We start from the raw sequence: 14,113 nt of genomic DNA on the forward strand, positions 1-14,113 counted from the left end.
ATCGCCTTGGCAAATACTTCCGGATCGGTGCCACCGATCACCCAGAAAACCGAGGGCACGTTCCATGCCGTGCCGAACAGGCCGAAATCCTCGCTGCCCGAAGCGGCCTCCACCGCCACGACGCGATCGCCACCGAACCAGCCCTTCATGCCATCCACCGTGCGCGCCGTGGCGGCCTCGTCATTGAAGGTAAGCGGGAACTGGCTGATCACCGAGAATTCGGGCGGCTTGGGTGCGCCGGAGGCCTGGGCCTCGGCTTCGATGATCCGTTTCACCGAGGCCAGCACGCGCTGACGCACGTTTTCCTTGAAGGTGCGGATATTGAGCCGCAGCAGCGCCTCGTCGGGAATGACGTTCTCGTTGAAGCCGGACTGGATGGTGCCGACGGTGACCACCGCGCTGTCGGCCATCGCCACTTCGCGCGACACCACGGTCTGCAGCCGCATCACCGTGGCCGAGGCCATGACGACCGGATCGATGCTGTTCTGCGGTTTGGACCCATGGGCGCCGCGGCCGAACAGCTTTACCTCCCAGCTATCGGCGGCCGACATCGCCACGCCCGACTTGTAGCCGATGCGGCCGGCCGGCAGGGGAATGACATGCTGGCCCAGCGAAACGGTAGGCTTGGGGAAGCGCTTCACCATGCCGTCCTCCAGCATGGCGCGGGCGCCGGCACCGGTTTCCTCGGCGGGCTGGAACACGGCCATCACCGTGCCCTTCCAGGTATCGCGCGCTTCCGCAAGCAGCTTGCACACCGCCATCAACCAGGTGACGTGAAAGTCATGCCCGCAGGCATGCATGATCGACACCGACTGGCCGAAACGGTCGGTGCCGGTCTGCTCGCTGGCGAAAGGCAGGCCGGTCTTTTCCTTCACCGGCAAACCATCCATGTCGGCGCGCAACAGGATCACCGGGCCATCGCCATTTTTCAGCAGGCCGACCACGCCGGTCTTGCCCACGCCGGGATGCACCTCGAAGCCATGCTTGTCGAGCCAGGCTGCGGCAATACCGGCCGTGCGGATTTCCTGCATCGACAATTCCGGATGCTTGTGCAGGTCGATGTAGATTTTCTCCAGCTCCGGCATCAGGGCGTCAATCCTGGCAAAGACGGCAGCTTTCTGAGGCGCGAGACTGGTGCGGGCGGGAGCGTTCATGGATAGCGGGTCCGGGGTTGGAGAGGCAGGATCACTTGTATTCCCTGAAAGCCGGCGCATTGCCGGCGCGCAGGCGCGGCAGGCCTGACAACAGGGCTTCGGCTTCGGCGCCCTCGCCGATCTCGTCCAGCAGGGCGAGGATTTCCTGGCCGATGCGCAGGGCATCGCCGGGCGGCAGGGCTTCGGGATGTTCGATAAGCGCGAGCAGGTCGAGGATGCGCTGCTGCTGATACTGGCGATGCCAGTCGGGCGTGCCGATCTGACCCGAAAGGTCCATCAGGTCGGCATCGGACTGCATCTGGCAACGCTGGCACATGCCATGCTCGTGATTGAATAACGACTGCGGGATTAGACCGGATCATCCCGATACGGTCAATGCAGGTATTGCCGTTACACTATCCGCGAGCTCAGGCCGCGCGACGTCCAGCCCAGTACAAAGCGAGCGGACCAATCAGCGCACCAATTCCCATCACGGCAAGGCCAAGGCCCCAGCTTGCGACAGTCTGGCCGTCCAGCATGCGCTCGGCCTGATCGAGCGCGAAGCCGACGCAGAGTGGGCCGAGCACCGAGATGCCAAAACCCAGCGCGGAATGCAGCGCCATGGTGGAGCCGCGGTGCTCGGGCTCGGCGGCAGCCATCATGCCGGAGGTGAGCGCACCGGAATCGCCGCAGATGAAAACGAAATACACCGCGCAGTAGAGCAGCACGACCCAGGCTGGCAGAATGGCGGTAAAGCCCATCAGCACGCCCATGATACCCGAGATTCCCATGATCAGGATCAGGGCGCGGCGACGGCCGATCTTCAGCGCAAGCTCGTTCCCCAGCAGACTGGCCGGCAGGCCGATCAGGGTGACGATGGCGGCCAGAACGGTGGGACTGGGCAAACTGGCCGCAAGGGCGGCGTCACGCGCCAGCACAAAAACAAAGAATGCCGTAACCCAGGCGCGCATGGCGGTGAGTTCAAAGCCATGGGCGGCATAGCCAATGATGTAGCCCATGGCATCGCGGTTGCGCAGCACCGGACGCAACGCAAAGCCGGCCCTGGCGCCGGCCTCGGCACCGGGCGGGGTCTGCGGCTTCAGCAAAATCCAGGCGAGAATTGCGGCGATCAGGCTGCCCAGGCCGATCCCCGCGAAACTCCAGCGCCAGCCATACCATTCAGCCAGCAGGCCGGTGATGGTGAAACTGAGGGAAATGGCGATGGAATAGCTGGCGGTATAGAAGGTGACGGCGCGGCTCTGCTCGCCACCCTTGAGGCGATCGGTCAGCGCACGCAGGCCGGGCATGTAGACCGCCGCCTGTCCGGCACCGCCGATGGCGCGCAGCAACAAACCGGACCAGAAATCATCGGCAAAAACGGCAAAGGCCAGTGTGCTGATGCCGGTGACGGCACTGCCGATGATGAAAATAACCCGGGCATCGACACGGTCGGTCAGCATCACCGCCGGCGTCACCAGCAGCATGTAGCCGAGATAATAAATACCCGCGATCCAGCCGGCCTCGGTATTGCTGAGACCCCAGGCGGCAATGAAATCGGGCAGCAGGGCGGGGAAGCTGGCGATGGGCAGAATCGCTAGCACCTCCAGCGCGGAGAGCAGCAGAATCAGGCGACGCGAGGACATGGCTGGCGGGACGGGGGGAACATGATATCGTTGTCACACAGTATTCACCGATCTCGCCTAAACCGCCAGAGGCAACCGCTTGCCGGCCCAAGCCTCGGCACATGATCAGGGAAACGCCATGTCGATCCGCCAGCCCGTTATCACCCGCCGTCATTTCCTCGCCGGTTCCGCCGCATTGGGCTTCGCGACCGCCCTGCCCGGCTGCGCCGCCCGTTTCGGCCAGGCCGCGCCCATCGTGTTCGTTCATGGCAACGGCGATACGGCCGCGCTCTGGCACACCACCTTCTGGCGATGGGAAAGCAACGGCTTCGATACCGACCGGCTGTTCGCCATCGATTTCCCCTATCCGCTGGCGCGCAACGTGGATGCGACCTATCAGGCTTACCGTTCGTCTTCGGCCGATCAGCGCGAACAGCTGGCCGCCTTCGTGGCCGAGGCCAAACGGCGCACCGGCGCGCCGAAAGTGGTTCTGGTCGGCTCCTCACGCGGCGGCAATGCGATCCGCAACTACATCAAGAATGGCGGCGGCGCGGCCCATGTGAGTCATGCCGTTCTGTGCGGCACGCCCAACCATGGCGTGCTGGTTTCCGACAAGGCGCTGGTGGGCAGCGAGTTCAACGGCGCCTCGCCTTTCCTGCGCCAGTTGAACGAAGGTCCCACGGAAGTGGTGCCAGGCGTGGCCTGGATGACCACGCGCAGCGACAACGCCGACAAGTTCGCGCAGGCCGACGGCGCGGCCCTGGGCATGCCCGGCCAGCCGACCGGCGTAACGGCGGAAGGCCCGGCCCTGAAAGGCGCCAAGGACGTGGTGCTGGCCGGGCTGGACCATCGCGAGGTGGCCTTTCATCCGAAAGCCTTCGCCGCGGTCTGGGAATTCGTCATGGGCGGCGCACCGGCCACCACCGGCATCAGCAGCGAGAGCAGCCCGCTGCTGAACGGCAAGGTGAACGACATGGTGCGTGGCGCGGGCACCAACCTGCCGGTGGCCGGCGCCGTGGTCGAGGTTTACGAAACCGACCCCAAGACCGGCGTGCGGCGCGCGCTGGTGCACAAGCAGACCACGGGCGAGGATGGTTATTGGGGCCCGTTCCGCGGCTCCAGCCGGGCCACCTATGAATTCGTGATCAGCACGCCGGACCACCCGACCACGCATATCTACCGCTCACCCTTCGCGCGCTCGTCGCAGATCGTGCATCTGCGCCCGGGCGTGCTGACCGACAAGGACAAGGCGGCGGCCTCCAGCGTGACGATCAGCCGGCCGCGCGGCTATTTCGGCGCCGCTCGCGGCGACATCGTCACCTTCGACGGCCAGCCCGGCCCGGGCATCCCGCCCGGCATTCCGGTGAACTCGACCTCCACCCTGCTGCTGCCCGCCGGCACGGCCCAGCGCAGCGTGACCTGCCGCTTCAACGACGAGGTGATCGCGGTGCAGTCATGGCCGGTGGCCGACAACCGCGTGGTGATCGCGGAATTGCATTATTGATGGCGCCTTAACGCCGGATCAGCAGCAGGCCGCCAGCCACGATCAGAGCCGCGCCCAGCAGCGTGGCGAGCGTGGGCAGGTCGCCGAAGCCGATCCAGCCGATCAGCGCGGCAAAGACCAGCGCGCTGTAGCCGAACGGCGCCAGCCAGGCGGCATCGGCCAGGCGATAGGCCTGCACGTTGCACATCTGGCCGGCGATCGCCATCGGCCCGAGCAGACAAAGCGCGGCCAGTTCCCACGCCGGCGCCGGCTGCCACAGCATCAGCATCGGCAGAACCAGCAGCAGGGCGGCGAAGCCATTCACATGCAGCAGCATGGACAGCATGCTTTCATGGCGCGACAGCACCTTGATCAGGATCACTTCACAGGCGGTGAGGAAGGCGCCGGCGATCATCGCCAGCGGCGCGATACCGATGGGAAACGAAAATCCCGCCGCCGCTTCGGGAGCATTGCCGCGCACGATCACAACCGCGCCGGCCAGGCAAAGCGCGGCCGCCAGCACCTGCATCATGCTGACCCGTTCGCGCAGCAACAGCACGGCCAGCGCCATGACGAACACGCCCTGCAGCAAGGCCAGCGCCGAGGCATCGGCCAGCGGCATATGGGTGGCGCCATAGATCGAGCAGGCGCCGCCACCCACGCCACACAGCGCACGGACGAAATGCAGATGCCGACGGCCGGTATTCAGGATGCTGCGCGGCGGGATGCGACGGGCAGCCACGATGCTGCCAACCGTGGCGAAGCCGCTGACATAGCGGATGAACACGATCTGGATCGCCGGCACCAGACCGCCGGTCAGCTTGCCCGAGGCATAAAGCAGCGAGAAGGCCAGCGCCGCGCCCAGCACCCAGAGAGCGGCGCGAATCTTTACATCGAGGAGAGGCATACGAGCCGGAGTCTAAAACGAAAAGGGCGGCCCTGCAGCCGCCCTTTCCACATCCTGATGCCTGTGTGTCAGATGTTGATCGTGCGGCCATCCACGGCCAGGGCGGCTTCCTTCACCGCCTCGGTCAGTGCCGGATGGGCGTGCACGGTGCGATAGACGTCCTCGGCCGAAGCGCCGAATTCCAGCGCCATCACCAGTTCCTGGATCAGATGGCCGGCATCGGGGCCGATGATGTGGGCGCCCAGAACCTTCTTGGTCTTCTCGTCTTCCAGGATCTTCACGAAGCCGTCGGTCATGGTCATGGCGCGCGCGCGGGCATTCGCCGTGAAGGGGAACTTGCCCGCCTTGTAGGCGATGCCGGCCGCCTTCAGCTCTTCCTCGGTCTTGCCCACGCTGGCCACTTCCGGCCAGGTGTAGACCACGCCCGGAATGGCGTCGTAGTTGATATGCGGCTTCTGGCCGGCCAGCAGCTCGGCCAGCACCACGCCCTCTTCCTCGGCCTTGTGGGCCAGCATGGCGCCCTGGATCGCATCGCCGATGGCATAGACGCCCTTGGCCGTGGTCTGGAAATGATCGTCCACCTTCACGCGACCGCGCTCGTCGAGCTGCACGCCGGCGGCCTCCAGACCCAGGCCCTTGGTGTAGGGCCGGCGGCCGATCGAGACCAGCACGATATCGGCCTTCACCTCTTCGGCGGCACCACCGGCGGCCGGCTCCATGGTCAGCGTCACGCCGCCCTTGCCCGCCTTGGCGGCGGTGACCTTGGTGCCGAGCTTGAATTTCATGCCCTGCTTGGCCAACACGCGCTGCATCTGCTTCGACACTTCGCCGTCATTGGTCGGCAGGATGCGGTCGAGGAATTCGACCACCGTGACCTCGGCGCCCAGCCGGTTCCACACCGAGCCCAGCTCCAGGCCGATCACGCCGCCACCGATCACCACCATGGTCTTCGGCACCGCGCCGAGCTTGAGCGCGCCGGTAGAAGAGACGACCTGCTTCTCGTCGATCTCGATGCCCTTCAGCGGCATGACCTCGGAGCCGGTGGCGATCACGATATGCTTGGCCGAATACGTGCCGGCGCTTTCGCCCTTCACCGCGACCTTGCCGCCGCCCAGCAGGCTGCCTTCGCCCTTGAGCCAGGTGACCTTGTTCTTCTTGAACAGGAATTCGATGCCCTTGTTCGAGGAGCTGACCACGCTCTGCTTCTGCGCCATCATCGCCGGCAGGTCGACCTCGATCTTGCCGACCTTGATGCCGTGCTGGGCAAAGCCGTGGGTGGCCTCGTGATACAGTTCGGAGGAATGCAGCAGCGCCTTGGACGGAATGCAGCCGACATTCGTGCAGGTGCCGCCAAGGCCGGGATCCTTCTCGACGCAGGCGACACTCATGCCGAGCTGGGCGCAGCGGATCGCCATGGTGTAGCCGCCGGGGCCGGCGCCGATGATGATGATGTCAAAAGCCTGTTCGCTCATGTGTGAATCTCCCAAACCCTAAAAAGCCAGCGGACCGAAAACACCGCCGCCGGCGGCTTTGAACACGCGTGTATTCTGGCTGCCCTGCAGAATGCCGCTGCCGACCAGATCGGCCAGCATGGTGCGGTAATCAGAGGAATCCTTCACCGCGTCGACGGCAGTCTGGTCGCGCCACAGACTGATGGTGCGCCACTCATCGGAATCATAGGTGAAGAAGCAGCCCAGGCAGCCATCCTGGTTACGGAAAAACGGTTCCAGTCGGCTGCGGGCAAAAGCGACCAGATCGTCCAGGCGGGCGAGGGTGAACCCCGTGCTCCAGACCCGGACGATCATCGGTCTCTAACCTCAGACCTCAAACAGCAGGCGCTGCGGGTCTTCGATCGACTCCTTGACGCGCACCAGGAAGCTGACCGCTTCGCGGCCGTCGATGATGCGGTGGTCGTAGGACAGCGCCAGATACATCATCGGCCGGATCACGACCTGGCCGTTGATGGCCATCGGACGCTCCTGAATCTTGTGCATGCCCAGAATGGCCGATTGCGGCGGGTTGATGATTGGGGTCGACATCAGCGAGCCGAACACGCCGCCGTTGGAGATGCTGAAGGTGCCGCCCTGCAGCTCGTCGATGCCGAGCTTGCCGTCGCGGGCGCGCTTGCCGAAATCGCCAATGGCCTTCTCGATGCCAGCGAACGACATCTGGTCGGCATCGCGGATCACCGGCACGACTAGGCCGGTCGGGGTCGATACGGCGCAGCCGATGTTGAAGTAGTTCTTGAAGACGATGTCATCGCCCTCGATCTCGGCATTCACCGCCGGGAATTCCTTCAGCGCCTGCACGCAAGCCTTGACGAAGAAGGACATGAAGCCCAGCCGCACGCCATGCTTCTTCTCAAAGCCGTCGACATAGGTCTTGCGGGCGGCCATCAGCGCCGACATGTCCACCTCGTTGAAGGTGGTGAGCATGGCGGCGGTGTTCTGCGCTTCCTTCAGGCGACGGGCGATCACCTGGCGCAGCTTGGACATGCGCTGGCGTTCCTCGCGGTCGGCATTGGCGCGCGGGCCAGCCGGCACAGCCGGCTTCGCGGCCGGAGCGGCGCCACCGCCAGCCAGCAGGTCCATCACATCGCCCTTGGTGACGCGACCGCCCTTGCCCGAGCCGGCAACACCCGACACATCGACATTCTTTTCAGCGGCCAGCTTGGCAGCGGCCGGCAGAGCCTGGCCGGCGGCAGGCGCGGCGGCCGGAGCCTTCGGCGCGGCAGGAGCCGCCGCCGGCTTGGCAGCCTCGGCTGGCTTCGCGGCAGGCTTGGCGGCAGCACCGGCGCCGGCATTCAGGGTGGCGAGCAGGTCGCCGACCTGCACCGTTGCGCCCTCGGCGGCGAGAACCTCGCCCAGCGTGCCGGCTTCCGGCGCGTTGACCTCGACGGTCACCTTGTCGGTTTCCAGTTCGACCAGCAGCTGGTCGCGGGCCACCGCCTCACCGGCCTTGACGGCCCAGCGGCCGACGGTGGCTTCGGAGATCGATTCCGCCAGCTGCGGGACACGAATTTCGACTGCCATGTTTTACTTCCCTCTAAAAAAACGCCCCTCGGATATCCCCGTCCCGGGTTACGCCGTCAGTGCGTCGTCGACCAGTTTGGCCTGCTGCTGGTTATGCTTGCTCATCAGGCCGGTAGCCGGCGAAGCCGCCTCGACGCGGCCGGCATAAAGCGGCCGCTTCATCTTGATGTCGAGTTCGCCGAGCACGCCTTCGATATGGGGCTCGATGAAGCTCCAGGCACCCATGTTCTTCGGCTCTTCCTGGCACCACACCACCGTCTTGGCGTTCTTGTAACGCTTCATCTCGGCCAGCAGGGCCTTGTGCGGGAACGGATAGAGCTGTTCCACGCGCAGGATCACCGTGTCCTTCATTTCGCGCTTCTGGCGCTCCTCGAACAGGTCATAGTAGACCTTGCCGGTGCACAGCACGATGCGCTTGATCTTGGCGTCGTCATGCGGCGCGTCGTCCCACAGCACGCGGTGGAAGGACGAACCCGGCCCCATGTCGGTCAGCTTGGACACCGCCAGCTTGTGACGCAGCAGCGACTTCGGCGTCATCAGGATCAGCGGCTTGCGGAACTTGCGGTGCATCTGCCGGCGCAGGATGTGGAAATAGTTGGCCGGCGTGGTGCAGTTCGCCACCTGCATGTTGTCTTCGGCGCAGAGCTGCAGATAACGCTCCAGGCGGGCCGAGCTGTGCTCCGGGCCCTGGCCTTCATAGCCATGGGGCAGCAGCACGGCGAGACCCGACATGCGCATCCACTTCACCTCGCCCGAGGAGATGAACTGGTCGAACACCACCTGGGCGCCGTTGGCGAAGTCGCCGAACTGGCCTTCCCACATCACCAGGGCATTCGGCTCGGCCAGGCTGTAGCCGTATTCATAGCCAAGCACGGCGGCTTCCGACAGCAGGCTGTCGATCACCTCGTAATTCGCCTGGCCTTCCTGGATGTGATTGAGCGGCACATAGCGTTCTTCGGTCTGCTGGTCATGCCACACACTGTGGCGCTGGCTGAACGTGCCACGACCGCAATCCTGGCCCGACAGACGCACGCCAAAACCTTCGAGCTGCAGCGAACCGAAAGCCAGAGCTTCCGCCGTCGCCCAGTCGAGACCTTCACCGGCCTCGATGGCGGCGCGGCGATTCTGGGTGTTGCGGGCCAGCGTCTTGTGGATGTTGAAGCCGTCCGGCACGGTGGTCAGGGCGCGGCCGATCTTCTTCAGCGTCTCGATCTCGACCGCGGTGGTGCCACGGCGGTCGTCGCCCGAGGCGATTTCCAGGCCGGACCATTTGCCTTCCAGCCAGTCGGCCTTGTTGGGCTTGAACGACTTCGAGGCTTCCAGCTCCTCTTCCAGGCGATTCTGGAAGGTGGTGACCATGCCTTCGGCATCGGCCTCGCTGATCACGCCCTCGTCGACCAGGCGCTTGGCGTAAATCTGGCGCGTGGTCGGGTGCGTGGCGATCGCGCGATACATGATCGGCTGGGTGAAGGAGGGATCGTCGGTCTCGTTATGGCCGTGACGGCGATAACAGAACAGGTCTATGACCACGTCCTTCTTGAACTGCTGACGGAATTCGGTGGCGATCTTGGCCACGTGGGTCACGGCTTCCGGATCGTCGCCATTCACATGGAAGATCGGGGCCTGCACCACCTTGGCCAGGTCGGACGGATACGGCGACGATCGCGAATAGGACGGGTTCGTCGTGAAGCCGATCTGGTTGTTGACGATGATGTGGATGGTGCCGCCGGTGCGATAGCCGCGCAGCTCCGACAGCGCGAAGCATTCCGCCACCACGCCCTGGCCGGCAAAGGCCGCATCGCCATGCAGCAGCACGGTCAGCACCTGGCCGCGTTCGGTATCGCCCATCTGGGTCTGCTTGGCGCGCGACTTGCCCAGGCAGACCGGATTGATGATTTCCAGATGCGACGGGTTGGCCGCCAGCGAAAGATGCACCTTGTTGCCGTCGAATTCACGATCCGACGAGACGCCGAGGTGATACTTCACGTCACCCGAACCCTGGAAATCATCCGGGTGATAGGCCATGCCCTTGAATTCGGTGAAGATGGCGCGATAGGGCTTGGCCATCACGTTGGCCAGGATGTTGAGGCGGCCGCGATGCGGCATGCCCAGCTCGATATCCTTCAGGCCGAGCTGGCCGCCGCGCTTGATGATGGCTTCCATCGCCGGAATCAGCGCTTCACCGCCTTCCAGGCCGAAACGCTTGGTGCCGGTGAACTTCATGTGGCAGAAGCGCTCGAAAATCTCGCCTTCCACCAGCTTGTTGAGGATCGCCTTCTTGCCCTCGTTGGTGAAGTGAACTTCCTTGTCCCGCCCTTCGATGCGCTCCTGGATCCAGGCCTTCTGTTCCGGATGGTAGATGTGCATGAACTCGACGCCGATGGTCGAGCAATAGGTGCGGCGCAGGATCTGCAGGATCTCGCGCAGGGTCGCGGTCTCCAGACCCAGCATGTTGTCGATGAAGATCGGCCGGTCCATGTCGGCTTCCGAGAAGCCGTAGGATTGCGGTTCCAGCTCCGGATGGGCACCGGGCGCCTGGATGCCGAGCGGGTCCAGGTTGGCCATCAAATGGCCGCGGATACGGTAGTTGCGGATCAGCATGGCCGCGCGGATCGTGTCCAGCGCGGCGGCGCGGGCATCGGCGGCCGAAGCACCGGCCTTGGCGGCACGATCCGCCGCCTTGGCTGCCTTGCCCTGGGCGCCGAGCAGGCCCTCGTCCTCGAGCTGGATCAGCGCCGAGGTTGGCGCCCAGCTCGGACGGCTCAGGGCCTGCTTGGGCTGGCTGAAATCGTCGCCCAGAGCTTCGAAGAACTGCTTCCAGGAAGCATCGACGCTGTCAGGGTTGGCAACGTACTTGGCATACAGCTCCTCAACGAAGGTGCTGTTGCCACCGTAGAGGAACTGCGTGCGTTCAAGCTGCGCCGTCATCGATGTCGTGGCGCCGCTTGTTGGCCGGCGCCGCCCTCTTCTGATTCCTGTTACTTCCCGTTCAACAGATCAACCAGGGTGGTACCGAGCGCTGCCGGGCTATCCGATACGCGGATGCCGGCCGATCGCATGGCCTCCAACTTGGTGTTCGCATCGCCCTTGCCGCCCGAGATGATCGCGCCGGCATGACCCATGCGGCGGCCCGGAGGCGCGGTACGACCGGCGATGAAGCCAACGGTCGGCTTCTTCACCTTCGATTGCTTGAGGAACTCGGCAGCTTCTTCCTCGGCGCTGCCGCCGATCTCGCCGATCATGATGATGCATTCGGTTTCCTTGTCGCCAAGGAAGAGGTCGAGCGCATCGATAAAGTTGGTGCCGTTCACCGGATCGCCGCCGATGCCGATGCAGGTGGTCTGGCCCAGACCCGCAGCGGTGGTCTGCGCCACCGCCTCATAGGTCAGCGTGCCGGAACGCGACACGATGCCGACCTTGCCGCGGCGATGGATGTGGCCCGGCATGATGCCGATCTTGCATTCGCCCGGCGTGATGATGCCGGGGCAGTTCGGGCCGATCAGGCGGGTCTTGGAACCGCCCAGCGCGCGCTTGACCTTGACCATGTCGAGCACAGGGATGCCTTCGGTGATGCAGACCACCAGCGGGATCTCGGCGTCGATGGCTTCCAGGATCGAGTCGGCCGCGAACGGCGGCGGCACGTAGATCACCGAGGCATTGGCACCGGTCTTCGACACGGCTTCGGCCACGGTGTTGAACACCGGCAGGCCGACATGGGTGGTGCCGCCCTTGCCCGGGGTGACGCCGCCGACCATCTTGGTGCCGTAGGCGATCGCCTGTTCCGTGTGGAAGGTGCCCTGGCTGCCGGTGATGCCCTGGCAGATGACCTTGGTATCCTTGTTGACCAGAACAGCCATTTTACTTGGCTCCCTTCACGGCCTTCACCACCTTGTCGGCGGCGTCGGCAAGATTGTCGGCAGAAATGATCGGCAGGCCGCTCTCGGCCATGATCTTCTTGCCCAGATCGACATTGGTGCCTTCGAGGCGAACCACCAGCGGCACGGCCAGCTTCACCTCGCGGGCCGCCGCCACCACGCCCTCGGCGATGATGTCGCAGCGCATGATGCCGCCGAAGATATTGACCAGGATGCCCTTCACGTTCTTGTCGCCAAGAATGATCTTGAACGCCGCCGTGACGCGTTCCTTGGTGGCGCCGCCGCCCACATCGAGGAAGTTGGCCGGCTCGGAGCCGTACAGCTTGATGATGTCCATGGTGGCCATGGCCAGGCCGGCGCCGTTGACCATGCAGCCGATCTCGCCGTCCAGCTTCACGTAGTTGAGCGACCACTTCGCGGCTTCCAGCTCGGAGGCATCCTCCTCGTCCGGATCGCGCATGTCCTCGACATCCTTGTGACGGTACAGCGCGTTGTCGTCGAAGTTCATCTTCGCATCCAGCGCGATCAGGTCGCCCGCGCCGGTGACGACCAGCGGGTTGATCTCGACGATGGAGGCGTCGAGGCCAACGAAAGCCTCGTACATCGCAGTCATGAACTTCACCGCCGACTGCACCTGCTTGCCTTCCAGGCCAAGGCCGAAGGCGATCTTGCGGGCATGATAGGGCTGCAGGCCGGTGGCCGGGTCGATGGCGACCTTAAGAATCTTTTCAGGATGCGAGGCGGCAACCTCTTCGATCTCCATGCCGCCCTCGGTCGAGGCCATCACGGTGATGCGCGAGGTGGCACGATCAACCAGGAAGCTCAGGTAAAGCTCGCGCTTGATGTCGCAGCCTTCCTCGACATAGAGGCGCTTGACCAACTTGCCTTCCGGGCCGGTCTGGTGGGTCACCAGGGTCATGCCCAGCATGGCCTTGGACTTTTCCGCGACCTCGTCGATCGATTTCACCACCTTGACGCCGCCGCCCTTGCCGCGGCCGCCGGCATGGATCTGGGCCTTCACCACCCAGACCGGGCCGCCGAGCTGCTTGGCCACGGTGATGGCTTCGTCGGGCGAGAACGCCACGCCGCCACGCGGCACGGCGACACCGTATTTCGCGAGCAGGCTTTTCGCCTGGTATTCATGGATATTCATGCTGACCTACGGGTTTTCGGACCGGTAGCGGATGCCACGGTATATGTGATTGCCGTTCGGGGCCGAGGTTATAGCAGCCTTCCGAAGGCCTGCAACCTTTGCCCCGGGCCTAATCCGGGTTTTACGACGAAAGTTCACGGACTTGCGCGTTACGAGTCGGTAATTACCGGTTAAGATTGTGATTTCCGGCAAATCACCAGACGTCAGCGCCGCTGCTGCAGCACGCGCTCCGACGAGGGCCGGTCGCCATAGCTGAACAGCCGGGTGTTGAGCTGGGGATTGAAGTCGATCTGGCTGAGCGTGATGGCCGTGACCTTGCCCTGGGCATCGGTAACGGTCCAGCCGGCGAATTCCAGCGGCTTGTCGCCGAAGACCAGCGTCAGGGAACCCTCTTTGGGGCGATCCGGCGCGAACAGCGTGATGCGCAGGATGGCCGCGCCGCGTTCGACCTTGGCGATCCCCACGCTGTCGTCGAACTTCACCTGCTCGCGCAGCAGCAGATCGAGCGGCGTGGCGCCCAGCGGAATCCGCTCCACCGATTTCAGTTCGCGGTCTTCCATGATGATGTAGGCGCCATCGGAAACGATCAGCATGGGCACCGGCGGATCGAATTCGAAACGGAAGCGCCCCGGCCGGCTGAGATAGACCTTGCCCTCGGCCGCATCGCCTTCCGGCCCCACCTGCAGGAAGCGGCCCTGCATGGTCCGCACCTGGTTGAAATAGCCGGCAATCCGCTCCAGATCCGCGCGATCCTGCTGGGTCAGGCGCGCATTCGCCGCCGGAGCCGCGGCATAGGCCGTGGCCAGCGAGACTTTCGCCGCGGCGGCCGTGACGGCCATGGCGAGCAGGAAACGGCGGCGGCTGGTGGGCGTGGTATCCATGGTTGTCAGGGGTAGCCGTGGGCGATG

The 14,113-nt window shown here is 64.5% G+C and carries 11 protein-coding genes and 1 pseudogene; 1 reads left to right on the forward strand and 11 read right to left on the reverse strand.

What is annotated here, in order from left to right:
* Window positions 1-35: 35 nt before the first annotated feature.
* The 3 genes and pseudogenes from ACE3OO_RS04745 to ACE3OO_RS04755 form a co-directional block, all read right to left on the reverse strand.
* Window positions 36-1,214 (reverse strand): annotated as a pseudogene (locus ACE3OO_RS04745) (amidohydrolase); the annotation flags it as partial.
* The gene (locus tag ACE3OO_RS04750; RefSeq protein WP_374300266.1) at window positions 1,186-1,470 is read right to left on the reverse strand and encodes a hypothetical protein; all 285 of its coding nucleotides are present in this window, start codon (window positions 1,468-1,470) and stop codon (window positions 1,186-1,188) included. The gene ACE3OO_RS04750 and the pseudogene ACE3OO_RS04745, both read right to left, overlap by 29 nt.
* A 91-nt stretch (window positions 1,471-1,561) precedes the next feature.
* Entirely contained in the window at window positions 1,562-2,776 is a 1,215-nt protein-coding gene (locus ACE3OO_RS04755) for an MFS transporter (RefSeq protein WP_374300268.1), read from the reverse strand.
* Between the two features lie 118 nt (window positions 2,777-2,894).
* Between ACE3OO_RS04755 and ACE3OO_RS04760 the strand changes: the two genes are divergently transcribed.
* Window positions 2,895-4,259, forward strand: a complete 1,365-nt coding sequence (locus tag ACE3OO_RS04760; RefSeq protein ID WP_374300270.1) for an alpha/beta fold hydrolase — start codon at window positions 2,895-2,897, stop codon at window positions 4,257-4,259.
* Window positions 4,260-4,266: 7 nt separating this feature from the next.
* On the opposite strand, the gene ACE3OO_RS04765 is transcribed toward ACE3OO_RS04760, so the two are convergent.
* From ACE3OO_RS04765 to ACE3OO_RS04800, 8 genes are all read right to left on the reverse strand, one after another.
* Entirely contained in the window at window positions 4,267-5,145 is an 879-nt protein-coding gene (locus ACE3OO_RS04765; RefSeq protein ID WP_374300272.1) for a DMT family transporter, read from the reverse strand.
* A gap of 68 nt (window positions 5,146-5,213) precedes the next feature.
* Window positions 5,214-6,617, reverse strand: a complete 1,404-nt coding sequence (gene lpdA / locus ACE3OO_RS04770; protein ID WP_374300275.1) for a dihydrolipoyl dehydrogenase — start codon at window positions 6,615-6,617, stop codon at window positions 5,214-5,216.
* A gap of 18 nt (window positions 6,618-6,635) precedes the next feature.
* Window positions 6,636-6,950, reverse strand: coding sequence for an antibiotic biosynthesis monooxygenase (locus ACE3OO_RS04775; RefSeq protein WP_374300277.1), 315 nt, complete (start codon window positions 6,948-6,950; stop codon window positions 6,636-6,638).
* Between the two features lie 12 nt (window positions 6,951-6,962).
* The gene (odhB, locus tag ACE3OO_RS04780) at window positions 6,963-8,177 is read right to left on the reverse strand and encodes a 2-oxoglutarate dehydrogenase complex dihydrolipoyllysine-residue succinyltransferase (RefSeq protein WP_374300279.1); all 1,215 of its coding nucleotides are present in this window, start codon (window positions 8,175-8,177) and stop codon (window positions 6,963-6,965) included.
* A 48-nt stretch (window positions 8,178-8,225) separates the two neighbouring features.
* Window positions 8,226-11,105 carry a 2-oxoglutarate dehydrogenase E1 component gene (locus ACE3OO_RS04785; protein WP_374300281.1) on the reverse strand — a complete coding sequence of 960 codons (2,880 nt, stop codon included), beginning with the start codon at window positions 11,103-11,105 and terminating at the stop codon, window positions 8,226-8,228.
* A gap of 50 nt (window positions 11,106-11,155) precedes the next feature.
* Window positions 11,156-12,034, reverse strand: coding sequence for a succinate--CoA ligase subunit alpha (gene sucD / locus ACE3OO_RS04790; protein ID WP_374300283.1), 879 nt, complete (start codon window positions 12,032-12,034; stop codon window positions 11,156-11,158).
* Window position 12,035: 1 nt separating this feature from the next.
* Window positions 12,036-13,205, reverse strand: coding sequence for an ADP-forming succinate--CoA ligase subunit beta (sucC, locus tag ACE3OO_RS04795; RefSeq protein WP_374300285.1), 1,170 nt, complete (start codon window positions 13,203-13,205; stop codon window positions 12,036-12,038).
* 203 nt (window positions 13,206-13,408) lie between these two features.
* The gene (locus ACE3OO_RS04800; RefSeq protein WP_374300287.1) at window positions 13,409-14,086 is read right to left on the reverse strand and encodes an outer membrane lipoprotein carrier protein LolA; all 678 of its coding nucleotides are present in this window, start codon (window positions 14,084-14,086) and stop codon (window positions 13,409-13,411) included.
* Window positions 14,087-14,113: the final 27 nt, after the last annotated feature.

Origin of the sequence: Ferrovibrio sp. (genome assembly GCF_041906005.1) — a bacterium.
GTDB lineage: Bacteria > Pseudomonadota > Alphaproteobacteria > Ferrovibrionales > Ferrovibrionaceae > Ferrovibrio.

Bases quoted from the DNA above. Each gene is read 5' to 3' on its own strand.
- odhB (WP_374300279.1), bottom strand. From the start codon at position 8,177: ATGGCAGTCGAAATTCGTGTCCCGCAGCTGGCGGAATCGATCTCCGAA.
- ACE3OO_RS04760 (WP_374300270.1), top strand. From the start codon at position 2,895: ATGTCGATCCGCCAGCCCGTTATCACCCGCCGTCATTTCCTCGCCGGT.
- ACE3OO_RS04785 (WP_374300281.1), bottom strand. From the start codon at position 11,105: ATGACGGCGCAGCTTGAACGCACGCAGTTCCTCTACGGTGGCAACAGC.
- sucD (WP_374300283.1), bottom strand. From the start codon at position 12,034: ATGGCTGTTCTGGTCAACAAGGATACCAAGGTCATCTGCCAGGGCATC.
- sucC (WP_374300285.1), bottom strand. From the start codon at position 13,205: ATGAATATCCATGAATACCAGGCGAAAAGCCTGCTCGCGAAATACGGT.
- ACE3OO_RS04755 (WP_374300268.1), bottom strand. From the start codon at position 2,776: ATGTCCTCGCGTCGCCTGATTCTGCTGCTCTCCGCGCTGGAGGTGCTA.
- ACE3OO_RS04800 (WP_374300287.1), bottom strand. From the start codon at position 14,086: ATGGATACCACGCCCACCAGCCGCCGCCGTTTCCTGCTCGCCATGGCC.
- ACE3OO_RS04750 (WP_374300266.1), bottom strand. From the start codon at position 1,470: ATGTGCCAGCGTTGCCAGATGCAGTCCGATGCCGACCTGATGGACCTT.
- ACE3OO_RS04765 (WP_374300272.1), bottom strand. From the start codon at position 5,145: ATGCCTCTCCTCGATGTAAAGATTCGCGCCGCTCTCTGGGTGCTGGGC.
- ACE3OO_RS04775 (WP_374300277.1), bottom strand. From the start codon at position 6,950: ATGATCGTCCGGGTCTGGAGCACGGGGTTCACCCTCGCCCGCCTGGAC.
- lpdA (WP_374300275.1), bottom strand. From the start codon at position 6,617: ATGAGCGAACAGGCTTTTGACATCATCATCATCGGCGCCGGCCCCGGC.